Raw genomic sequence first — 19,811 nt, 5'->3', positions numbered from 1 at the left:
GTGCAACTGCCCATCATGCCACCGGTCAAACCGATGCTGGCCAAATCGGTCTCGGAGCTGCCCCGTGACCCGGGGTTGCTGTTCGAACCGAAATGGGACGGCTTCCGCTGCATCGTCTTCCGCGACGGCGACGAGATCGAACTGGGTTCCCGCAACGACCGGCCCCTGACCCGGTACTTCCCCGAACTGGTGGAACTACTGGGTCGGGCGCTGCCGGACAAGTGCGTGGTGGACGGGGAGATCGTGGTCGTCACCGAGAACGGCCTGGATTTCGACACGCTGCAGAACCGGCTGCATCCGGCGGCCTCGCGGGTGCAGAAGCTGGCGGTGGAGACACCGGCCAGCTTCGTCGGCTTCGACCTGCTGGCGCTGGGCGAGCAGGATCTGACCGATCGGCCCTTCGCCGAGCGGCGGCGGATGCTGGAAACCGTGCTCGACGGGCAGGCCCCGGGCACGCATCTGACGCCGATGACCGAGGACCCGCAGGTGGCGGCGGACTGGTTCACCCGGTTCGAGGGCGCCGGGTTCGACGGGGTGATGGCCAAGGCGGCGGATCTGCCGTACCTGCAGGACAAGCGGGTGATGCTCAAGATCAAGCACGAGCGGACCGCCGACTGCGTGGTGGCCGGGTTCCGCTGGCACAAGGACGGGCAGGGGGTGGGGTCGCTGCTGCTGGGGTTGTTCGACGACGAGGGGAATCTGCATCACGTCGGGGTGGCGTCGAGTTTCACCGCGGCGCGGCGCACCGAACTGGTGGGTGAGCTGGAACCGTTGCGCGAGAACGCGCTCGAACAGCATCCGTGGCGGTCGTGGGCCGATGCGGCCGCACAGGCCAAGGCGGACGGGAAGATGCCGGGCGGGGTGAGCCGCTGGACCGGCGGCAAGGATCTGTCGTGGGAGGCGCTGCGCCCGGAGCTGGTGGCCGAGGTGCGCTACGAGCATGTGATGGCGGGCCGGCTGCGCCACGGTGGCCGGCTGGTGCGGTTCCGCACCGACCGCACCCCCGAATCGTGTACCTACGCCCAGCTCGACGAGGTGGCCCCCGCCGAGCTGGCCGACATCTTCGCCGACGCCAGGAACGCGAAAGGGACTGCGCGGTGAGCGATTCGGTGGAGCTCGAGGTGGCCGGGCATACGGTCGGCGTCTCCAATCCGGGCAAGGTGTACTTCTCCAAGCGCGGGGAAACCAAGCTCGATCTGGTGAACTACTATCTGGCCGTTGCCGATCCGATCATGCGGACCATCGGCGGGCGGCCGGTGCTGCTGGAACGGTATCCGGATGGTGCCTCGGGGAAGTCCTGGTTCCAGAAGCGCGTGCCGAAGTCGGTGCCGGACTGGTTGCAGACCACGGTGGTGTCGACGCCGAACGGGACCACCAGCGACGCGCTGGTCGCAGTCGACATGGCGCACATCGTGTGGGCGGTGAACCTGGGCTGCCTGGGTTTCCACGTCTGGCCCACCCGTGCCGGCGCCGAGGCCGCCTCCACGTTTCCGCCGGTCATGGACGCGGCCGGCACTGTCCTGCCGCCGACCGGTGTGACCGATGAGCTGCGTATCGATCTGGACCCCTCCCCCGGCATCGGTTTCGACGATCTGCGCGCGGCCGCCTTCGCCACCCGCGAGCTGTGCACCGAACTGGGTATCGATGTGCGCGTGAAGACCTCCGGCTCGCGCGGTCTGCACCTGTACGCGCTGCTGCAACCGGAGTGGGACGGCTATCAGGTCCGTGCCGCGGCGGTCGCGCTGGCCCGTGAGCTCGAGCGCCGCCACCCCGACCGCATCACCGCCGCCTGGTGGAAGGAAGAGCGCGGTTCGCGGGTGTTCGTCGATTTCAACCAGAATGCCCCGCACAAAACGGTTTTCGGTGCCTGGTGTGTCCGCCCGAAGGTCGGCGCGCAGGTGTCCACCCCGATTTCGTGGGAGGCGCTGGAGACGATCGTCCCCGACGAGCTGACCATCGCGACGGTCCCGGCCCGGGTCGCCGAACTGGGTGACCCCTGGGCCGATCGTGTCCCCCAGTCCCTGGAACCACTGCTGGAGATGTCGGAGAAGGACATGGCCGCAGGGTTGATGGACGCGCCCTGGCCGCCGGTCTATCCGAAGATGCCGGGCGAGCCGCCGCGCGTGCAGCCGAGCAAGGCCCGCAAGGACACCGCCGAATAGCGGTGTGCCGGTAGCACTCTCACCGCGCAGCCCCGACGAGCCGCACTCGCCGGGGCTGCGCGGTTGTGAGATGTCTCTTGGTGGCGGACGGCGGGTTGTGGCGTTACCGTCATCGGCGACAACGCCGACGGCTCGGGCTATATCTGGAATGTCGTGCTGTCCGAACAGCTTCCGACACACCACCGACAGGCAGGGACATTCGATGGACGGCAATATCGAACGCGTGGCGTGGGACCACCCGGCCGCCGCCGGGTACGTGCGTGCGGCCGGTGCCGCCGCGGCCCTGCTGGGCACCGCGAAGGATCACGCGCACGCCGTGGCCGGGATGGACCTGTCCGGGCTGGGGACCCTCGGCAACGGGTTCGCCGCGGCCTGGGCGGCGGCCTGGAGCGCCCACGGCGGCCACCTGCAGACCGCGTCGGCGCTCACCAGCACCTACGGCCAGGCCATCGCCACCTGGGGGACCGTGCTCGGCGGGGTGGACACCGAGTCCGCGGCCACGATTGCGGGCGCCGTCCCCGGCACCGACGAGATCCAGGCGTAGGCCCGTCAGAGGATCAGGGGGACAACCGATATGCAGACCGGCATTCAGGGCGGAGACCTCACCGCGGTGGAGGAACCCGCTCTGGTCACAGCCTTGGTCGCGCCGCTGGTGAAGCTGCGTGCGGCCCTGGGCGACGGGACCCGCCCCGGCGGGACGGCGCTGGCGGCGCTGGCGGCGGTGGCGGGCACCGTGCGCGCGGCCGTGGACGCCCACCGTGGCGGGATCACGCCGCTGGCGTCCTCCGAGACCGCAGCGGCGGCGGTGCCGGTCCTGAAGCGAACGGGCGAGGAGGTGGGTGCCCTGGCCGACGTGGCGGAAACCCTTGCGCCGCTGGTGACCTCGGCCTACGCCACCCGCGACGAGGCCGCCGCCGACCTGGACGTCCTCATCGCCGATTTCCGGGCGCAGGCCACGCCGCTGGTGAAAGCCGCACGCTCGCAAGCGGATCTGGACTCGGTGGTGAGCCTGGCCGCGGACTACGTGCGCGACGGGGTGAGCGTGGCCGAGGCCGCCGACGGCCGCATGGACGCCCTCACCGCCCGGATCACCAGCATCGACCAGGCCGGGGTCACCGTGCCCACCGGCCTGCCGCTCGACAACGACATCACCACACAGCGCGACCGACAGGCGGGCACGATCTGATGAATTTGTTCGGCGACCTGCCCGGCTTCGCGGGCGGACCGATCGTGCCCCCGCCCGGCACCCCGGTCGCGGTGCCCACGCCCGGCCCCGACGCGGCCCCGACCGAGACCGAGGAATTCGAGGTCACCGGCGATATCCGCGATCACAGCTGGGACGAGCTGCCGACCGCGCAGCCCGGCCACCGGACCACCCTGTGGGACGATCCCGAGCACGCCGCGGCCCTGCAGGGCCCGCTCGCGGCCACCGATCCGGTGCTCGGGGCCGACACCACCACCGAGGCGGGCACCGCGCGCATCGATACGCACACCACCTACCACGAGATCGAAAAGCATTCCGCCGCCGAGTATTCGGTGACTCTCACGATCCAGATCAAGGCTCAGCCATGACCGACCCCGACGTTCCGGTGTTCACCACCACCAGCAGCAACCGCACCATCACCGTGACCGCCACCGATGCCGGCCAGATCATCGAACTCCGTTTCGAGGCCGCCGAATACGGCCGTGGCGCCGCCGCCCTGGCCGCCGAGATCGTGCGCCTGGCCCAGCGCTGCACGCTGCTGGCCCGCGCCCGCCGCCGCGAGGCCCTGGCCGCCTTCGGCCTGGCCGACGTACTCCTGGACCGCCTCGGCCTGCCCGACCCCCACACCGTCGCCGCCGAACTCGCCCGCCTGGACGCCCCCACCGCCGACACCACCCCGCACAGCTGGGTGCGTGCCCTATGAGCGCCGACATGCAAGCCCTCATCGCCCAGGTCGGCGACCAACTCGAGGCCCTCACCCTCGCCGCCGACGGCCTGGCCCGGGTCACCGGCCACGCCGCCGGCCTGCACGGCACCATCACCGCCGCGGTTGCCGGCGACGGCACCCTGACCGCCCTGACACTGGCCGAGTCGATCACCGCCCACCCACCCGACCAGGCCGCCGCCGCCATCCTGGCCACCATCACCGCGGCCACCACCGCCGCCGCCCGCCACCGCGCCGCACTGCTGGCCCACCTCAGCGACACCCTCACCTAGCCGTCCTGGCTGCCGTCCCCGAACAGGGCGAGCTGACGCGACGAAGCGACCGATCCCCCGATCTTGCGCAGACACCGGGCGCACGTGACTTCCGCCCGGGTCGGCTCCAGCGCAGTCGGCGACCACCCGGCAACACCGGTGTGGCACAACAGCTCCGGAACCTCCTCACCCTCGACCCAGTGCCCGAGGCTGACCGCGTGCACGGTGCGCCCGGACCGCACGACGGCGTGCACACCCGGGTCGCCGAACACCGCCCGCGCGGCGGAGGCTAGAGGAGCGATATCGGTCATACGCCCACACGATAGGTCTGGTCACCGACAAACCGACCGCCACCACCGGGCCTGCCGATCTCGACACCGCCGGCGCGCTGTGGGAGTTGTCCGTGTGGAGACAGGGTGGAATCACAGTCGAGTTCCGAGGCGGAGCGGCTTCACCGTCTAAGAGCAGGTAGCGCTTGAGGCTGGCGAGAGGCCCGAGAGCTGATTGAGCCCCATCCGGTTGCCGGGCGGGGGCTCAATCGTTGTGCGGAGCTGTTCGGTGCACCGGCCGGCGGCTTTGGCCGCTTCAATCAGGGCGGTATGCGGCATGTCAGTGTGCGTCGCCCCGCTGGTAGGTTCGGTGGGGATTCTGCCGACGGGGAGGGACGATGGCCGGCGAACCTGTCACGACGCTGCATGACTATCAACTAGCGATGCTTCACCCGATGTGTAGGAGCGCTCCTGACCAGGCCGCGGATCTGCTCGATCGAATCGGCGCGACCCGAATCGATTCCGCGATCGCCCAGAAGCGCTGGTTCCACGGAGAGGCGATCAACAACTTCAGATCGATCGACGAGTACGTAACGGCCTGGGGCGCACCGACTTCGAATCGGACCGAACGCCACAACGGCCGTGAGATCCGCTATGCGCGGTGGGATCTCTCGTTCTGGTCGGGATTGCAGGTCGAGTTCATGGAACTCCATCGTGGATACAACATGTTCAGGCGACTGCTTCGCAGACCCGAGCTACCACAGCCGCGGATCGACTCTGTCGCAGATCTGACTCCCTGGTCGTGCACGTCCGACGAGTTACGAGATTCCAGCGTGGGCCCAGTCGACTACGTTGACGGATTCGGTGCGGTCGGAGACGTAGTCGCTTTCACGGCAACCGATCCCGACGCGGGGTGTCGGCAGCGCTATTTCGCCTATATCGATTGGGGTCTGCTGCAGTCCGTCGAACCGGCGCCGGCCTGGTACGTCGACGGGCCGTGAGACGATCGGTAGTAGGGCCGACGGGGAAGGACGACGCCGCTGCGATCAATACTGCCTCTTGGTCGCCTGCTCGGAACGCCCTCGATTCGGTATGGAAAGACGTTCTGCGCCTCGGTTGTGTGGACGTGGGGAACGTCCTCCTGGTGCGCTTGTCGGGCTTGGTGTCCCATCGCGGTAGGGGGACGTTCCATGGGTAACGGTAGTGGCGTGTCCCGGGGTGATCGCACCCGGAATGCGCGTTTGGCGGTGTCGTGCCTGGGATCTTGGTGCTGGCCTGGACTGGGCGGCCGAGCACGCTGTCAGGGCTGGTTTCGCGGGTGTGACGGTGGCGTGTGAACCGACCGGGCATCGGTGGCGGGTGCTGGGGCAGTTGTCGAATTCCGATTCAACGTATCGCTTTTGCGAAACGTACTGAACCCCCACCCGGTGATCCGGGTGGGGTTTCGTCACATTTGCGGATCGGGTTATCCCGTGATGCGGTGGTCGTAGGCGGTGGCGCGGCCGGCTTGCTGATCAGCGCGCTGCTGCGGTGTCACCGTGGGGGATCCGGGCGGCAGCTTGGAGGGCAGGTCGCTCAGCTTTACGATCGCCAGGTCACGCACGGCCTGGTTCGGCGAGGTGGTTTGGCCGGGGATGGACTGTTGCCATCGCAGGGAGAGTAGGCCTGCGGGGTGCCCGTCGGGGTCGAGCCAGTTGGCGATGCCGGGATCGTTTTTACTGATCACGTAGGTGTAGGTGCCGTCAGGGTTGGGTGTGGCCTGGGTGGTGTTGAGGCTGCTGGTCTTGGTGCGGTATTCGTAGGCCACCGCCCAGGGGTCGGTGAGTTGGATGCCCATCGACTTGAACCCGGTCGGGTCGAGGGTGATCACCATCGCTTGGTCGTCGTCGAGGTCGAAAGATCCGTAGGTGGACTGCCCGCGCCCGCCGGGGCGGACCCGGACAGGGGCGAGCGTGTTGGTGGGCTGGGGGTAGATGTAGGTGTTGAAGTACTTCAGCCAGTACGGCGCGATGGTCGACAGAATCTGGGCGGCTTGGTTGGCAAGGTCGTCGGTCGAGGGGTCCGACGGTGCCGCCTTCCCCGATACCCGCTTGATTTCCAGGTCTACGGGGTTCTCGGTGGCCCAGTCGTTGAGTAGGTCGCGCACAATCAGCCAGGAGGGTTTGTCCTTCTGGATGAGTAGGTGGTTGGGAGTGCCGGATCGGCCGTCGGCGCTGACCGTGATCGTGAAGCTGCCGTCGGTGGCGAAAGTTATGTTGTCGTCGCTGAGTGAGTCGACCTGGGTGCCCGCTTCAGGGGTGAAGGCGGTGGTGCCCGCGATGCCGTCGCGCATTTCGAAGTTGAGTTGCACTGGGCCCGGGTTGTGCCGGACGCCGTGGATCTCGTATGTCGATTGAGGATCGAAGGCCGCGTATCGATACACGTTGTCAGGATTCTCGATGCCGAAGCCCGAGTTCGGCATGGACAGTCCGCGGTAGTCGTGCGCGGCGGTGGTGGCCCATACCGGAACCGGTTTGCTGGTACGGGACCAGGGGATGGCCGACATCACGGCTGCGGCGCCGATCGAGTTGGCGGCTCGGTCGATGGTCGCTTTTCCGGTGGACGTGGAGCCGACCGGATCGGCGGCGTAGAGCTGTTTGACCTTCTCGATCGCGGCCTGCATGGTGGGCGTCGCCAGCACCTGGCGTGCATGGGCCTCGACTTCCTTCTGAGCGCCGGTCGTCAGGGCACTCGGGTTCCCGTGTCCACTGGGATCGGCGCCGGCGATTGCGGCGACCTGAGTGCCGAGCCCCGCAACCAGGGAGCTCACCGCCAGTGCGGTGATCGCGGCCCTGCGGACCGAATTCTGGCTCCGACTTCGCTGTCGGCTATTCATTCTGTTCCTCACGCGATGTCCTTTTCGGTCGAACGGGTCGGCAGCGTCAAGGTCAACGCCTTCGGGCGGTGATCCTGACGCGATGGTGAGTGGCGTTCGCTCGCCATGAGCTGCCGCTGAACGCGACCAGAATCACGCCCCGACAGCTAGATGTCTAGATGTCTCTTGCATCGCTCCCGCTCAGCGGGACCGCTCACCCGTTTCTGGGCGGCAAATGCCTCGATGGCCTGCCCGGCCGGATAGGAGGGTGCATCCGTAGGATGCGGCTGTGTCGAGAGGACGAGGCGGTGCGCCGGTGTATTTGGCGATGGCGCGCGCCCTGCAAGCACGGATCGATTCCGGAGAGCTGCAACCGGGAAGCCGGTTGCCGAGTGAGTCGGAACTGGCGGCGGAGTTCGCCGTCAACCGGCTCACCGCACGCCAGGCCGTGGCCGAGTTGGACCGGGCAGGTTCGATCGTGATTCGCCGCGGTGTTGGAACGTTCGTCCGAGAGCCCACCGTACGAACCACGATCGGTGTGAACGCCGAGACCCAGCAGTCGATGGTCGGGCAGCGCCCGATGGCGTTGCCGGTGTCGGGATGGCCTGGTGCGGACGAGCAGGTGCTCGCGCACGTCGAGGGTTCCGACTCGGTGCTCGATCGTCGTGCAGGTGAGCACCTACGGTGTGATGTCTCCGAACTCGTCCGGATCGACAGCCTGGCCTCGATAGAGGGTCGGACCTGGTCGGTCAACAGTTACTGGCTGCCGAAATCGCTTGTGCCGGCAGACTTCCGGCCGCCACGGACGCGGGGCAACGTCGCGGTATCGGTGGCCGAGATGCTGGGTTTTCAATTGTGGGCCGATTGGCGCGAGTTCAGCGCGGTCGGCGCCGATCTGTATGACGCGGAACACCTCAATGTGCCCACGGGAAGCCCGTTGCTCGTGCGCGAAGGTGTATCGAGCGGCCCGAACGGGACGCCGGTTCTCTACACCCGTCGACGCATCAAGGGTGACAGCGCGAGCTTCGTTCTGAATTTCCCTCGATAGTCGCAGCGGTCGCCCCGGGGACGACGCCCGGCCGTGAGCCGGCAGCGCTCTGCTGTGCCTCACTGAGTGGGAAATTGATTGACGCGCCACTTGAACACCCACAGAGTTATGACATCTAGATGTCTAGATGACTAGGCGCTCGACCGGTGCCGAGGTCCCGCCATCGGGATCGACGGGTCCCGCAACGGCCTGGCTGAGTCTGTCGGTGAAAGTGAATGCGAACAATGAACTGTGCGTTGTCCCCGCTCTTCCGCCCCTTGAACATACGAGCACTACAGGTGCCGAATCGGATCGTGATGGCACCCATGACGCGGGCGCACTCACCTAACGGGGTGCCCGGTGCAGATGTCGCCGACTACTACCGGCGCCGCGCCGAAGGGGGCACCGGATTGATCGTCACTGAAGGTGTGGCGATCGGCCATCAGACTTCGGTGGACTCGCCCTCGGTTCCCCGATTGCACGGTCGAGATGCCCTCGACGGGTGGCGGCGAGTGGTGGACGCGGTGCACGAGGCGGGTGGGAAGATCGTCCCCCAACTGTGGCACGTCGGCCCGTTGTGGGGTGCGATGGGGCCGGTCGAACCAGGGCTGAAACCGATGCGGCCGTCGGGGGTGTGGGGCACGATGGGAACGACGTCGTATCCGGACGACTATGTCCGCCGGGCACTCGAGCCCACCGCCCCCATGAGTGAAGCCGACATCGTAGAAGTGATCGAGGCATATGCCACAGCCGCGGAGAACGCCCGCGCCCTGGGATTCGACGGCGTCGCCATCCACGGCGGCCACGGCTACCTGCTCGACGCGTTCTTGTGGCGGTCGACCAATACCCGCGATGACGCCTGGGGCGGAGACCTCGTCCGCCGGACCGCATTCCCCGCCGCGGTGGTCGCTGCGATCCGTGAACAGGTCGGCCCAGATCTGCCCATCGTGTTCCGGTTCTCCCAGCACAAACAGCAGGACTACACCGCCCGCATCGCCGAGGACCCCGCCGAGCTCGCCATCATCCTGCGGGCCCTGGTCGACGCCGGTGCCGATGTTCTGGATGCGAGTTCACGCCGGTTCGACATCCCCGCATTTGGCGAGAGCGATCTGTCCCTCGCGGGGTGGGCCAAGAAGCTGACCGGCGCCACCACGATGGCCGTGGGCAGTGTGGGACTCGGAAAGTCGCTGCGCGAGAGCCGAATCGACGGCGAAGCCACCAGCCACGACAACATCCCGGAACTCGAGCGGCGCATGGCTGCTGGGGAATTCGATCTCATCGCGATCGGTCGGCTCCACCTGGCCGACCCCCGACTGGCCAGCACCCTACGACAGCGCACCGAGCTGCCCTCCTACAACCGGGCCGTCCACGAAGCCGTCCTCACCTGAAGCGGTCTACCCGCTGTTTCGAATTCGCAGATCCGCGATGCCGATCGCGGCGGTGGCCACAATCGTCCACTGCCGCACAGGAAATCGCAGCCCCGCGACGACAGGTCGTGTGGGCACCGACCGAGGGAGTGATAATCGATGACCGCTACCACCGAAACCACCAACGAAGTACGCGAGATCGACGCCGGGGCAGCGCCGACCCGGTTCGCGCGGGGCTGGCACTGCCTCGGCCTGGTGGCCGAATACAGTGACGGGAAACCACATTCGGTGCAAGCCTTCGGCACCAAACTGGTTGTCTTCGCCGACACTGCCGGGAAGGTGAACATCCTCGACGCCTACTGTCGGCATATGGGCGGAGATCTGTCTCGCGGCACCGTCAAAGGCGATGAGGTGGCCTGCCCGTTCCACGACTGGCGGTGGGCGGGCAACGGCCGCTGCACACAGATTCCCTACGCGCGCCGGGTCCCGCCGCTGGCTCGGACCCGGGCATGGCACACGATGCAGCAGAACGGGATGCTGTTCGTCTGGCACGACCCCGAAGGCAACCCGCCGATTTCCGAGCAGGCGATCCCCCACATCGAGGGACCGGGCACGCCCGAATGGACCAGCTGGGCATGGTACGAGCAGGTCGTGGACACCAACTGCCGTGAGGTCATCGACAACATGGTCGACATGGCGCACTTCTTCTACATCCACTACGGGTTCCCGACGTACTTCAAGAACATTTTCGAAGGCCACACCGCGGTGCAGTTGCAAAACGGTGTCGGCCGCGACGATCTACGGCCGCAGGAGCAGGCGATCGACGCGCCGCGTCGATTGGGGAACACGTCGGTGGCGACCTATCACGGGCCGTCGTTCATGATCGACGACCTGCTCTACCACTACGAGCACGGCGACGCCAAGACCGTTCTGATCAACTGCCACTATCCGGTCGACGCGAACAGGTTCGTGCTCCAGTACGGGATCAGCATGCAGAAGCCCGCCGACATGGACAACGACCCAGAGGCCGCAGCGACGTTGGCGCAGAAGATGGTCGACACCGTGCGGCTCGGCTTCGAACAGGACATCGAGATCTGGCGGCACAAGACCCGCATCGACAACCCGCTGCTATGCGAGGAGGACGGGCCCGTGTACCAGCTGCGCCGCTGGTACCAGCAGTTCTACGTGGACGTCTCCGACATCGAACCGGAGATGGTTCAACGATTCGAATTCGAACTCGATACCAGCCGACCCAACGAGATCTGGCGCCGAGAAGTGGCCGACAACCTCGCGGGTAACACCGCTCAGCAGGTCGTGTCGTGACTATCCGAGCAGACAACCGGCTCGCCACCACGCCGATGAACCCGATACGCTGCCAGGCCTGCGATGCGGTCGTGCACGTCCGCAAAAGCAGCTGGCAGCAAACCAGCATCCAGTGGAGCGAAGCTTCCCGGCTCGCGTGTCTGACGCGTGAATCCACCACACCCGACTCGGCAACGTGCACCCCGCTGAAAGCCAGCATCGACGCGGCCGCCCTCTCCGGCACGCTGCCGGTTCTAGACCCCGAGTCCGCCGACGAACACAGCACGCGCTGATCGGTATTTCTAGCACCTCCCGATGGGCCGGGCGGCCAGCGGTCGCCCGGCTCATCGTTCGTGCTGCGCGGGGAACGAATGCCCGGCGGGCGGCTACGAGGTGCGGGTGTGGACCTACCGGGCGATCTCGGTGCGGGTGGTGAATCCCAGCTTCACCAGGATGTGTTCGATGTCGGTCTCGACCGTCCTCTCGGAAATGACCAGTTCGCTGGCAATGCGCTTATTGCTGTCGCCCCAGGGCCACCAACTCGGCAACCTGGCTATGCGGCCCTTCAGGGACAGCCGTGCAAGAAGTAGCCTTAGCGGTCTACGGAGCGGTCTGCTTGTTCTGACGGCGGTCGGGTGAAATCTGCAACGGCGTTGGGCTGCTGCTGGTTTCATGTCCGGCTGTGCGTGATGAGGGCTCGTCGGCGTATGGCCGGTTCGGGGTGTTGTCGGGGGTGAAGCTGGAGCGGTATTTCCATCTCGACGACGAGGATCGTCGGCTGATCGCGGCGCGACGCCGCGACTACAACCGGCTCGGGTTCGCCGCGACCGACATCCTGGCCTGGCAGACAGGCACCGCCCCGCTGTTGCCGCACCTGCTGGCCGGCCGCTGCGCCTAACGGTCGAGAGCGCGGGTGAGAAGCTCGAGCGCCTCCACGGTCGGCGAATCGGGCGGCGGGGTGAACAGGCGCAGGCGCTGGTCGGGGGAATTGGTGTGGAGGATCTCGTAGTCGAATTCGATCGCCCCGACCGTGGGATGGACTATGCGGATTCGGCTTTCGCGGCGGACGGCCACCTCGTGCCGGGACCACAGAGCCGCGAATTCTTCGCTCTCGCTCTGCAAGCGGGTGATGAGCGCGGTGGCGGGCTCGTCATAGCCGCGCCGGGCCGCGGCCGCACGGAGGTCAGCCACCCGGAGGCGGCTTTGATGGTCGTGATCCTCGGCGGGGTACGCCGCGCGAACCGACGGGTTTGTGAACCAGCGCCACGCGATGTTGCGGTGCAGCGGATCGAGTTCGAGGACGCGGCCGAACAAAGCCTCCGCCAGCTGGTTCTGGGCCAATAGGTCGCCCAAGTCGGTGAGCAACTGCGCGGGGGTGTCGCCGAGCCGGTCGAGGAGATAGCGCAGGGCAGGACGGATTTCGGTTCCCGCGCGCGGACTTTCGGGCGGACGATGCCCGGCCAGCAGGTACAGGTGGTCGCGTTCGTCGGCGGTCAGCCGCAGGGCCAGAGCCAGTGCGGCCAGGATCTGGGTCGACGGCTGCGAGCTGCGCGCCTGCTCGAGACGCATGACGTAGTCGGCCGAGACGCCGGACAGATGCGCGAGTTCCTCGCGCCGCAGACCGGGGGTGCGGCGCAGCGGCCCCGCGGTCAATCCGACTTCGTGGGGCCGCAGTCGCTCGCGGGAGCGGCGCAGGAAGTCGGCCAGTTCGGCGCGGTCGATCGTCATGTCCTCCATCTTGGCGACCCGCCCGATGATCTTGCCGCGCAGGCTAGGAGCCCGCGTCCTAGGGACTCCGCTCCCCTCGTCGTGGCCGCCTCCTGCTGGCAACGTTGCCGTCGTCGGCAACGAGAACGGAGATGGACATGAACGAGATAGCAGTGGGGACCGCCCGGGTGCCGTACCGGACGCTGGGTGCGGGCCGCCCGCTGGTGCTGGTGCACGGCACCAGCCGCGGTTCCAGGGGCTGGGACGGTGTGGCGGAGTCCCTCGAGGAGACCAATACGGTTGTCCTGCCCGATCTTTCGGGCAGCGACGCCGCCCGCGACGACGGCGGTGAGCTGACCGTCGACATCCTCACCGACCAGCTGGCCGCGGTGATCACCGCGGTCGGCGGCGGTCCCGCCGATGTGGTCGGGCATTCGATGGGCGCACCGGTGGTCGCCGCGCTGGCCGCCCGGCGGCCCGACCTGGTGCGCCGACTGATCCTGGTCGCGGGTTTCGCGGGACAGGGCGACGAATACTTCCGAAATGCGATCACCGTGTTCCGCGGTCTCGCCCCGTACCCGAAGTTGTTCGCCCGCTACGCGATGCTGGTCGCCTTCAGCCCCGCCCATGTGGCGACCCTCGATCCCGCGGGCGTCGAAGAACTGGCCACCGCCTACCAGCCCCGTCCGGGCCGGTTGCGCCAGCTCGACTTCGATCTGCGCCTCGATGTTCGCGACGTCCTGCCCGAAATCCAGGCCCCGACACTGGTCATCGCCTGCACTCGCGACGCCCTGGTCTCCGTGGCGAACCCCCGCGAAATGGCCGCGCTGATCCCGGGGGCCGCCTACACCGAGGTGGACGCCGGCCACATGCTCACGGCCGAGCAACCAGCGGTTTTCGTCAAATTGGTCCGTGAGTTCCTCGACTGACCGGCGATGGGCTCGGTCAGACCGGCGCCGGCCTTGACGAGGTGGGCCTGTCTCTGTGCCGCCGTCGACCCGCAACGACGGCGGTCGGCCGGCGGCGGTCTACCCGATCGGTGCTACATCTTCGATGCGTTCTGCCCGTGGCGACTAACCAACAGGCTGGAAGCGCCAGTAGGCGGACATTTCTCCAGAAGGTGACCGGACCTCGATAGCCAGAGTGTGCTCGTCCGCGTCCGCCGGCCAGGGGCACAGAAACAGCCGAGTGCCCGGCACACCCACAATCAGCGGCTGATCAGGGCCTGGCTCGCCGTCGATCCCCCACGTAAAACTCTGACTATGACACACGGCACGGGCGCCTTCCTGAACTGCAGCGAGTGCGAGCTGGGCGCCTGTTTGTTTGTTGGTGATCTGGAAACCAGAGGTTCCCTTGGTCAGCTGAACCGTTCAGTGCTGCCAATGCTGCCCGTCGTTTTCACCGGGCTCCATAGGGACCACACTGACCCCGTCCCCCCGGTCGAGCCCTATCGCCAGATTTATCGATTTGTTGACGATCTCGTATGTGCCGTCGGTCAACTCAGCCATGGTCTGGTCCTCACTGTTGTGAGCGCACCGCCACCGAGCTTCGAACCGTCGGTGACGCTGCGCTGATGTCGTAGTCGTCGTCCAAGGCGAATCTCCAAGCTCAAGTAGACCAAGCTCACCACCTCACCGGACCAGATTCCACACACCCGACAAGATCCCCATCCGCCGCGGCGGCAGGGACCGCAGGTCGATTCCCCTGCCGGGCAAATCCGTTGGACTTTCGGCGATTCAAGTCCGGTACCCCGGGCCATCGCACGGATCCCCGAACACGCAGGTGGCCGATGCGAAGGGATATCCGGTCGTAGCGGCTTCGGCGCCGGATATCGGGTGGATGCATCACGACACGTCTACGCGCCGGGCCGCCGCCGCGGCGGACCGTCGAGTCCATGCCCGCGACAGCCGGACGACGCGCACCGAGTCGGACCTGCCCGGCCGGTCGGTGAACCGTAATGGGGTGACATGACCGATCTGGTGGGATCGACCGTGCACGAGCTGTTAGCGCAGATCCTTGCGCGCTACGGCAGCATCGATGTCTTCATCGCCCGCCGGCACGTTCTGCCGGCCACGCCCACAGCCGCTAACCGTGACTTTTCTCGTCACTGGCCCTCATGGGCCGACTCGAATGGCGAGTCAGGAGAACATTTCTAGGAACAAAGCCCGGAACCATCACTCCTGGGGTCGATGCGGCTTCCCGCGCCCATCCTTCGGACACCACAATCGGACACACGTGCAGGCGCATCGCAACATCGACGTCCGCGCGCTGGCGTCGGCGGTCGTACCGAACGCTGTGCCAGATGTGGGCCAGATCGGTTGCGGCGCACCATCACCGGATGCCGACCAGTGCGGACCGAACCCCGAACCCGCCGCGCTCGGCCTGGAGTTTCGTAACAATGAGCCACCAGGCGAGGCGGCGTGTAACGACACTCGTGCCACCAGCAACCGCCTATGTCCGTGCGCGTACGCGAATGCGCGAATACTTCGGCAGCGCCGACAGCGCCGTCCGGGACGCGGTACCGGCGAACTTTCAAGTGATCAGCAGCATGGCCAACGGCAGTTGATCGACCACGCCGACCTCCGGCCGCAAGGGCTCGCAGGCAGCCGTAGCGCCGGCGACCGCGCCGACGCGAGAGACGCAACGGCTGCGTGGAGGAGTGGGGGACCGTGTTCCGGGTGGGGGACGTGCTGGCCCTGCACCACAGCAGCCGGCGCACTCTCCGCGACGCGGCCTGATCAGGCGCTGCACACGACTGTCTGAGTCACGGCGCGAGGACGCTGATGCGAACCATGAGGTCGCTATCCCATTCGATGAAGCCACGAACAATCACCGCGTTGTCAATGGGGACAACCTGGTTGATGGCCAGAGTCGCCAGTCCCATGCCTGGTACGCCCTGAGTGTCGATCTCCGTTATCGAGGCGAAGACCGAGTTGAACCGGTTTATCCCCGGCACCTTGATCATTTTCTCGAACAGCTTGTGGCCCGTGACAGTGTCCTGAACGTTGGCCATGATCCCCTCCTGGTGTTGGTTGCCCTTCAATCACAGCAGTTGGCCGTCTCGACCGGATGCGTAGCGCACTACTCGTCTCTGACTTGGAGGGAATCCGCGGGCGTGCCCAGTGTGGAGACGCGGCAGTGGCGGCCCGAACGCCGTCACCGGCCCGGTCGGGCATCGTCCCCGGAGCCCCGGCGGTTCCGTCACCGTGACGGGTCGTCCTGCAGGAACGGGCCCCGGGTGGTGCCGGTCGGGCAGAATCCGGCCCGGAAACCGGGTGACCAGGGCATCCGGGCGGGTTACCTGGGATAACCGCACTTATCCGGGGTGAGGCGGCAATATCCCGTCGTGACCCACCAGCGGGGCGGCGAAATAGAGCGAGATCTTCTCGAGGGGGAATCCGGCCCCGATCGGGGCGATCCGGGCGCGGAGCACTGACCTACCGGCATTCGGTCCGGACGGACACAACGTCGGGCTTCCGGCGGTTGCCGGTGGGCTTGCGCGGGTGACCGGATCACGGTGCGGCGGCTACGATCCGGGTCGATGATCCGCGACCGGCGGGCTTCGACGATACGAGGGGCGGGGTTTGAGCTTCTGGACGTAGCTGGAATGGAGGGGCCGCCCGGGCGAGCTTGCTCGGGTACAGCGCAGGCACGGTGTGGATCCGGGGGCGGGGTTCGATCTGCTGTGGCAGCAGCGCGAAAAGGAACGCGCCGGCGGGTCGATCCGGTACATCAGCGACCTGCCCGCCGAACAGCGCCTGGCCTACGAGCAGTTGATCGACCAGTTCAGCAAGCAATCGCCCCGGCGGCGACCGCGGCGACGCCGATGAGAGCCACACGCGTTGTCGTTCTTGTCATTTCGGTGCTGTTCGGGATCGTCGGCTGCTCGCCGTCCGGCTCGTCGGTTCACTTCACCCAGCCCTCCAAATACGACGCCGCCACGCTCTGTAGCCGCTACGAGTCCTTCCCCTCCATGGGCTGGGAATGGACGCCGCGCGCACGGACGGCCCCGGTGGCAACACCGAGCCTGGTGGGATCGTCGGCTGGTCGACCATCTGCGGCAGCTTCCACGACGGCAAGGACCGGATCGGCATGCTCCAGGCGGTCAACGATCGGATCGACGACGGGCCGCCGGACGTGGACACCGACTGCCGACCTGTCGCTGGTTTCGAGGACAAGGCCCGTGTGGGCACGCCGTTCCCGAATTGGACGGAGGTCCGTGTCTATGACGGGACATGGACCCTGGAAATGAGTTTCGTGAAGCAGAGCCCCGAGCAAGAACTCCTCGGGACCGCCGATGTCTACGCGGTAGCCGCATTCCTGGTCCAGGTCGCACACGACCTGAAGGGCTGAATCAGTCTGCGCGGCAGCCATGTCGGCAGCGCGGGCCCTTCTGCTTGCTAGCCCTGCTCGGCCGAAATGACTACGAGGGCATCCGCTGCGTGCGGCGGAAGCCATATCTGCAGGATGTCGTAATTGTCGATCTGCTCGACCGGCATTACCCAGCATTCGAGCCATCCGCCATGGTCGATCCCGGCCGAGCGTGCGTTGCGCGACATCGAGGCCGTCGTCGGTGGTCGTGGCCGCATCACCGCGGCGCCGGGGCGGGTACACCGATGTCGGTGCGAGACAGTACGATCGGGCCATCGGATGCGCGAGCTGTGCGGCGCGCACCAGCGGCAGGCCCTACCGGGTTCCTCCGGGCCTGAGAATCCCAACAACGAAGCGGGCTGACCGCTGCCGACACCGGTGGGCAGCGTCGATGTCGCATGCCGCGAACTGCGAAGGAACATGCTGCCAGGCAACGCATTCCGGAATCCAAGGGGCGCCTGCGGGCCGCTTAACGTGACTTTTCGCGTCACTGGCCCTCACGAGCCATGACGGCGGTGACGGGGCCTTCCTCTCCTAGATCTGATGAACATGGAACGGCTGTGCCGAGAATCTCCGTCGTGTGGTGCGCTGGCAGTTGGCCTGGTAGGCAGTTCTGTACGGGGATGGTGGAGACGATGGGTGAAGATGACGATCAGTATCTGAGAGCTGCGCAACGCGTGAAGGTGTCTCCTCATCCTGCGCCGATCCGGAAGGGCGACTGGTGGTTTCGAAGGTGGGTCGTCACCGCGCCCTCCATGGTAGGTTTGGTCAACTTTTCAATCCCTGCGCCGCCAGCTGGATTCGTGGCTGTCGCCAGCGTGATGTGCGACGACTCTGGGCAGGTGGTCGTTGAAATCGGTGAGTCTTGCGAGGACCTCTCGATTGAAGGGCTGACGTATGTGGCGATGCTGGTGAGTGAGCTGCGGTGCAGGCTGGGTGCGGGTACGGCGGTGAATGGCGACCCACAACACACTCTGTTCTTGCTGGTGAGGTGGGGTTGCAGTGGAGCTGAGGGTCCTCGGCAGTAATTGGGGGCATACGAGATGTACTTTGGCCGACGTACCCGGTCAGGGCCTCGTCATCGCCGTCCAGCGACGCGGGATTACCGCGCTGGTGGCACGAATCAAGAGTGCCCAGGCACGGAAGGTCACCGATTTCTCGGAATTGGCTGCCTGATCGAGATTGTCGTGCAGCATGCCGCACAGAACCTGCCCGGCCGGTCGGTGAACCGTAATGGGGTGACATGACCGATCTGGTGGGATCGACCGTGCACGAACTGCTCGCGCAGATCCTTGCGCGCTACGGCAGCATCGATGTCTTCATCGCCCGCCGGCACGTTCTGCCGGCCACGCCCACAGCCGCTAACCGTGACTTTTCTCGTCACTGGCCCCTCATGGGCCGTGTCGTGCCGCGACCACATAGAGTGCGCCGGCGAGGGTTTCGACGTAGGCGTCGGCGTCGTCGAGCCCGCGTCGCAGCCCGCGCATGGATGTGGAATCGGCCAGGAGATCGAACAGAAACTCGGTGTCGACATCGGCGCTGATGTCGCCGCGCTGCACGGCATGGTCGATCAAGTCCGAAAATGCTTGTCGCACAGGCGCACCCAGGGCGGTCAATCGAGCCCGTGCCTGTTCGGTCCGGGTGTCGGCCAACAGACCCGGGAAGCCCGCGCGCGCGGCGGGGCGCGCTGCGCGGGCCAGGAAGATCTGGACCCAGGTCTTCAGATCCTCGCGCAGGTCACCGGTCTCCATCGGCAGCGGATGCCCGCCGGGGCCGTGCACGGCCTCCTCGATCAACGCCTCCCGAGTCGGCCAGCGGCGGTAGATCGCCGGCGTATTCACACCCGACTGCCGTGAGATCGCCGCGATCGCCGTCTGCTGGTAACCGACCTCGGCCAGCAGCCGACGAGCCGCCACCAGCACGGCCTGATCCTTCGATTCGTCCCGTGGACAGCCCATCCGCGGCCCCGCTCCCTCACTCATAGTTGCATGTAATCACGCTACGTTTCTCTGGGCCTGAATCGGGCAGCGACCGGGTGCAGAGGTCGGCAACCTCGCAGATATGGCCTGTTCAGACCACCTACCACCACGCGAGTAGTTATGTAACACACCGTTACGTAAAGCCTAGAGTGGCGGCAGAGACCCGAAGACATCGATGGGACCTCTGTGCAGCCGGGGTCATCTGCGCCATGCACAGAGCCGCCTGCGAGCAGCACTGCGCCGCGGCGCGGTCCTGCTCGCAGTCGGGCGGCCCGGGGCACCAGCACACCCGGACACTTCCTCGAGCCCACACTGGCCCGTGATCACGCCGCCGCCGTGTAACAAACACTGTGGACCGGTGTTTCCGGCAGTGCTACGACGACCCGGAAACCGTCTCCACCTGCTCGAAGGACGCTCACACCGCCTCGGCGCCTCGGCATGGAATCGCCATGCCGATTACGCGACCTCGATTGCCGAACGCGTCGACGTCGACACGGTATGGGTGAATCAACATGACACGCCAAGCCTTTCGACTTCGCCGACCCGCAGCGTCAGCTCGTCGCGGGCACTACCGCCATCGAGAAGTTCCTGCGC

25 protein-coding genes and 1 pseudogene are annotated in these 19,811 nt (G+C 66.6%); 19 read left to right on the top strand and 7 right to left on the bottom strand.

The window, feature by feature from the left end:
- The 7 genes from ACFXKA_RS20880 to ACFXKA_RS20850 all read left to right on the top strand — a co-directional run bounded on the left by ACFXKA_RS20880 (nucleotide 1) and on the right by ACFXKA_RS20850 (nucleotide 4,362).
- Complete coding sequence (locus tag ACFXKA_RS20880) at nucleotides 1–1,101, top strand: ATP-dependent DNA ligase (protein ID WP_379428493.1); 1,101 nt, start codon at nucleotides 1–3, stop codon at nucleotides 1,099–1,101.
- Nucleotides 1,098–2,162, top strand: a complete 1,065-nt coding sequence (locus tag ACFXKA_RS20875; RefSeq protein ID WP_354833068.1) for an ATP-dependent DNA ligase — start codon at nucleotides 1,098–1,100, stop codon at nucleotides 2,160–2,162. The genes ACFXKA_RS20880 and ACFXKA_RS20875 overlap by 4 nt, the downstream gene beginning before the upstream one ends.
- A 202-nt stretch (nucleotides 2,163–2,364) precedes the next feature.
- Nucleotides 2,365–2,706, top strand: a complete 342-nt coding sequence (locus tag ACFXKA_RS20870; RefSeq protein ID WP_379428492.1) for a hypothetical protein — start codon at nucleotides 2,365–2,367, stop codon at nucleotides 2,704–2,706.
- Between the two features lie 30 nt (nucleotides 2,707–2,736).
- Nucleotides 2,737–3,348 (top strand): hypothetical protein, encoded by a 612-nt coding sequence (locus ACFXKA_RS20865; RefSeq protein WP_379428491.1) that lies wholly within the window; start codon nucleotides 2,737–2,739, stop codon nucleotides 3,346–3,348.
- Entirely contained in the window at nucleotides 3,348–3,734 is a 387-nt protein-coding gene (locus ACFXKA_RS20860; protein WP_379428490.1) for a hypothetical protein, read from the top strand. Before ACFXKA_RS20865 ends, ACFXKA_RS20860 begins: the two co-directional genes overlap by 1 nt.
- On the top strand, nucleotides 3,731–4,069 hold the full coding sequence (locus ACFXKA_RS20855; protein WP_354833076.1) for a hypothetical protein: 339 nt from the start codon (nucleotides 3,731–3,733) through the stop codon (nucleotides 4,067–4,069). Before ACFXKA_RS20860 ends, ACFXKA_RS20855 begins: the two co-directional genes overlap by 4 nt.
- Nucleotides 4,066–4,362 carry a hypothetical protein gene (locus ACFXKA_RS20850; protein ID WP_379428489.1) on the top strand — a complete coding sequence of 99 codons (297 nt, stop codon included), beginning with the start codon at nucleotides 4,066–4,068 and terminating at the stop codon, nucleotides 4,360–4,362. Before ACFXKA_RS20855 ends, ACFXKA_RS20850 begins: the two co-directional genes overlap by 4 nt.
- On the opposite strand, the gene ACFXKA_RS20845 is transcribed toward ACFXKA_RS20850, so the two are convergent.
- Entirely contained in the window at nucleotides 4,359–4,652 is a 294-nt protein-coding gene (locus ACFXKA_RS20845) for a hypothetical protein (protein WP_379428488.1), read from the bottom strand. The genes ACFXKA_RS20850 and ACFXKA_RS20845 overlap by 4 nt on opposite strands.
- Before the next feature lie 356 nt (nucleotides 4,653–5,008).
- Between ACFXKA_RS20845 and ACFXKA_RS20840 the strand changes: the two genes are divergently transcribed.
- Nucleotides 5,009–5,611, top strand: coding sequence for a hypothetical protein (locus ACFXKA_RS20840; RefSeq protein ID WP_379428487.1), 603 nt, complete (start codon nucleotides 5,009–5,011; stop codon nucleotides 5,609–5,611).
- Nucleotides 5,612–6,075: 464 nt separating this feature from the next.
- Here the strand turns inward: ACFXKA_RS20840 and ACFXKA_RS20835 are convergent, their stop codons facing one another.
- Entirely contained in the window at nucleotides 6,076–7,419 is a 1,344-nt protein-coding gene (locus ACFXKA_RS20835; RefSeq protein WP_379428486.1) for a hypothetical protein, read from the bottom strand.
- A gap of 361 nt (nucleotides 7,420–7,780) precedes the next feature.
- Here ACFXKA_RS20835 and ACFXKA_RS20830 point away from each other — a divergent pair, with 361 nt between their 5' ends.
- The 4 genes from ACFXKA_RS20830 to ACFXKA_RS20815 all read left to right on the top strand — a co-directional run bounded on the left by ACFXKA_RS20830 (nucleotide 7,781) and on the right by ACFXKA_RS20815 (nucleotide 11,453).
- The gene (locus tag ACFXKA_RS20830; RefSeq protein ID WP_379428485.1) at nucleotides 7,781–8,512 is read left to right on the top strand and encodes a GntR family transcriptional regulator; all 732 of its coding nucleotides are present in this window, start codon (nucleotides 7,781–7,783) and stop codon (nucleotides 8,510–8,512) included.
- A gap of 224 nt (nucleotides 8,513–8,736) precedes the next feature.
- Nucleotides 8,737–9,879: an NADH:flavin oxidoreductase gene (locus ACFXKA_RS20825; protein ID WP_379428484.1), complete on the top strand. Its 1,143-nt coding sequence runs from the start codon at nucleotides 8,737–8,739 to the stop codon at nucleotides 9,877–9,879.
- A gap of 138 nt (nucleotides 9,880–10,017) precedes the next feature.
- Nucleotides 10,018–11,181: a Rieske 2Fe-2S domain-containing protein gene (locus tag ACFXKA_RS20820; protein ID WP_379428483.1), complete on the top strand. Its 1,164-nt coding sequence runs from the start codon at nucleotides 10,018–10,020 to the stop codon at nucleotides 11,179–11,181.
- On the top strand, nucleotides 11,178–11,453 hold the full coding sequence (locus ACFXKA_RS20815) for a hypothetical protein (RefSeq protein WP_379428482.1): 276 nt from the start codon (nucleotides 11,178–11,180) through the stop codon (nucleotides 11,451–11,453). Before ACFXKA_RS20820 ends, ACFXKA_RS20815 begins: the two co-directional genes overlap by 4 nt.
- A gap of 114 nt (nucleotides 11,454–11,567) precedes the next feature.
- Here the strand turns inward: ACFXKA_RS20815 and ACFXKA_RS20810 are convergent, their stop codons facing one another.
- Nucleotides 11,568–11,708, bottom strand: coding sequence for a response regulator transcription factor (locus ACFXKA_RS20810; RefSeq protein ID WP_379428481.1), 141 nt, complete (start codon nucleotides 11,706–11,708; stop codon nucleotides 11,568–11,570).
- 134 nt (nucleotides 11,709–11,842) lie between these two features.
- Between ACFXKA_RS20810 and ACFXKA_RS20805 the strand changes: the two are divergent.
- Nucleotides 11,843–11,983: pseudogene (locus ACFXKA_RS20805) on the top strand (DUF4158 domain-containing protein); the annotation flags it as partial.
- Nucleotides 11,984–12,054: 71 nt separating this feature from the next.
- On the opposite strand, the gene ACFXKA_RS20800 reads toward ACFXKA_RS20805, so the two are convergent.
- On the bottom strand, nucleotides 12,055–12,882 hold the full coding sequence (locus ACFXKA_RS20800; protein WP_379428631.1) for a helix-turn-helix domain-containing protein: 828 nt from the start codon (nucleotides 12,880–12,882) through the stop codon (nucleotides 12,055–12,057).
- A gap of 143 nt (nucleotides 12,883–13,025) precedes the next feature.
- On the opposite strand from ACFXKA_RS20800, the gene ACFXKA_RS20795 reads away from it, so the two are divergent.
- The 3 genes from ACFXKA_RS20795 to ACFXKA_RS20785 all read left to right on the top strand — a co-directional run bounded on the left by ACFXKA_RS20795 (nucleotide 13,026) and on the right by ACFXKA_RS20785 (nucleotide 15,023).
- Nucleotides 13,026–13,796, top strand: coding sequence for an alpha/beta fold hydrolase (locus ACFXKA_RS20795; RefSeq protein ID WP_379428480.1), 771 nt, complete (start codon nucleotides 13,026–13,028; stop codon nucleotides 13,794–13,796).
- Between the two features lie 333 nt (nucleotides 13,797–14,129).
- Nucleotides 14,130–14,441: a hypothetical protein gene (locus ACFXKA_RS20790; RefSeq protein ID WP_379428479.1), complete on the top strand. Its 312-nt coding sequence runs from the start codon at nucleotides 14,130–14,132 to the stop codon at nucleotides 14,439–14,441.
- Between the two features lie 393 nt (nucleotides 14,442–14,834).
- A complete protein-coding gene (locus tag ACFXKA_RS20785; protein WP_379428478.1) occupies nucleotides 14,835–15,023 on the top strand; it encodes a hypothetical protein in 189 nt (62 codons plus the stop codon).
- Between the two features lie 608 nt (nucleotides 15,024–15,631).
- Here ACFXKA_RS20785 and ACFXKA_RS20780 read toward each other — a convergent pair.
- The gene (locus tag ACFXKA_RS20780; protein WP_379428477.1) at nucleotides 15,632–15,880 is read right to left on the bottom strand and encodes a hypothetical protein; all 249 of its coding nucleotides are present in this window, start codon (nucleotides 15,878–15,880) and stop codon (nucleotides 15,632–15,634) included.
- A gap of 643 nt (nucleotides 15,881–16,523) precedes the next feature.
- On the opposite strand from ACFXKA_RS20780, the gene ACFXKA_RS20775 reads away from it, so the two are divergent.
- Both ACFXKA_RS20775 and ACFXKA_RS20770 read left to right on the top strand, forming a co-directional pair.
- Nucleotides 16,524–16,697 (top strand): hypothetical protein, encoded by a 174-nt coding sequence (locus ACFXKA_RS20775; RefSeq protein ID WP_379428476.1) that lies wholly within the window; start codon nucleotides 16,524–16,526, stop codon nucleotides 16,695–16,697.
- A gap of 154 nt (nucleotides 16,698–16,851) precedes the next feature.
- On the top strand, nucleotides 16,852–17,220 hold the full coding sequence (locus ACFXKA_RS20770) for a hypothetical protein (RefSeq protein ID WP_379428475.1): 369 nt from the start codon (nucleotides 16,852–16,854) through the stop codon (nucleotides 17,218–17,220).
- 47 nt (nucleotides 17,221–17,267) lie between these two features.
- Here the strand turns inward: ACFXKA_RS20770 and ACFXKA_RS20765 are convergent, their stop codons facing one another.
- Nucleotides 17,268–17,426 (bottom strand): hypothetical protein, encoded by a 159-nt coding sequence (locus ACFXKA_RS20765; RefSeq protein WP_379428474.1) that lies wholly within the window; start codon nucleotides 17,424–17,426, stop codon nucleotides 17,268–17,270.
- A gap of 862 nt (nucleotides 17,427–18,288) precedes the next feature.
- On the opposite strand from ACFXKA_RS20765, the gene ACFXKA_RS20760 reads away from it, so the two are divergent.
- Nucleotides 18,289–18,414, top strand: a complete 126-nt coding sequence (locus ACFXKA_RS20760) for a hypothetical protein (protein WP_379428473.1) — start codon at nucleotides 18,289–18,291, stop codon at nucleotides 18,412–18,414.
- A gap of 215 nt (nucleotides 18,415–18,629) precedes the next feature.
- Here ACFXKA_RS20760 and ACFXKA_RS20755 read toward each other — a convergent pair whose 3' ends face one another.
- On the bottom strand, nucleotides 18,630–19,220 hold the full coding sequence (locus ACFXKA_RS20755; RefSeq protein WP_379428472.1) for a TetR/AcrR family transcriptional regulator: 591 nt from the start codon (nucleotides 19,218–19,220) through the stop codon (nucleotides 18,630–18,632).
- Nucleotides 19,221–19,811: the final 591 nt, after the last annotated feature.

Origin of the sequence: Nocardia sp. NPDC059228 (assembly GCF_042754245.1) — a bacterium.
Classification (GTDB): domain Bacteria; phylum Actinomycetota; class Actinomycetes; order Mycobacteriales; family Mycobacteriaceae; genus Nocardia.
Note: the sequence above shows the minus strand (reverse complement) of the source record. Positions and strands in the feature narration are given on the sequence as shown.

Excerpts from the sequence above, each read along its gene's own strand:
- ACFXKA_RS20825 (WP_379428484.1), top strand. The coding sequence starts at position 8,737 with ATGAACTGTGCGTTGTCCCCGCTCTTCCGCCCCTTGAACATACGAGCA.
- ACFXKA_RS20845 (WP_379428488.1), bottom strand. The coding sequence starts at position 4,652 with ATGACCGATATCGCTCCTCTAGCCTCCGCCGCGCGGGCGGTGTTCGGC.
- ACFXKA_RS20785 (WP_379428478.1), top strand. The coding sequence starts at position 14,835 with ATGACCGATCTGGTGGGATCGACCGTGCACGAGCTGTTAGCGCAGATC.
- ACFXKA_RS20820 (WP_379428483.1), top strand. The coding sequence starts at position 10,018 with ATGACCGCTACCACCGAAACCACCAACGAAGTACGCGAGATCGACGCC.
- ACFXKA_RS20865 (WP_379428491.1), top strand. The coding sequence starts at position 2,737 with ATGCAGACCGGCATTCAGGGCGGAGACCTCACCGCGGTGGAGGAACCC.
- ACFXKA_RS20770 (WP_379428475.1), top strand. The coding sequence starts at position 16,852 with ATGGACGCCGCGCGCACGGACGGCCCCGGTGGCAACACCGAGCCTGGT.
- ACFXKA_RS20795 (WP_379428480.1), top strand. The coding sequence starts at position 13,026 with ATGAACGAGATAGCAGTGGGGACCGCCCGGGTGCCGTACCGGACGCTG.
- ACFXKA_RS20840 (WP_379428487.1), top strand. The coding sequence starts at position 5,009 with ATGGCCGGCGAACCTGTCACGACGCTGCATGACTATCAACTAGCGATG.
- ACFXKA_RS20860 (WP_379428490.1), top strand. The coding sequence starts at position 3,348 with ATGAATTTGTTCGGCGACCTGCCCGGCTTCGCGGGCGGACCGATCGTG.
- ACFXKA_RS20855 (WP_354833076.1), top strand. The coding sequence starts at position 3,731 with ATGACCGACCCCGACGTTCCGGTGTTCACCACCACCAGCAGCAACCGC.
- ACFXKA_RS20780 (WP_379428477.1), bottom strand. The coding sequence starts at position 15,880 with ATGGCCAACGTTCAGGACACTGTCACGGGCCACAAGCTGTTCGAGAAA.
- ACFXKA_RS20870 (WP_379428492.1), top strand. The coding sequence starts at position 2,365 with ATGGACGGCAATATCGAACGCGTGGCGTGGGACCACCCGGCCGCCGCC.
- ACFXKA_RS20850 (WP_379428489.1), top strand. The coding sequence starts at position 4,066 with ATGAGCGCCGACATGCAAGCCCTCATCGCCCAGGTCGGCGACCAACTC.
- ACFXKA_RS20755 (WP_379428472.1), bottom strand. The coding sequence starts at position 19,220 with ATGAGTGAGGGAGCGGGGCCGCGGATGGGCTGTCCACGGGACGAATCG.
- ACFXKA_RS20765 (WP_379428474.1), bottom strand. The coding sequence starts at position 17,426 with ATGTCGCGCAACGCACGCTCGGCCGGGATCGACCATGGCGGATGGCTC.
- ACFXKA_RS20790 (WP_379428479.1), top strand. The coding sequence starts at position 14,130 with ATGACACACGGCACGGGCGCCTTCCTGAACTGCAGCGAGTGCGAGCTG.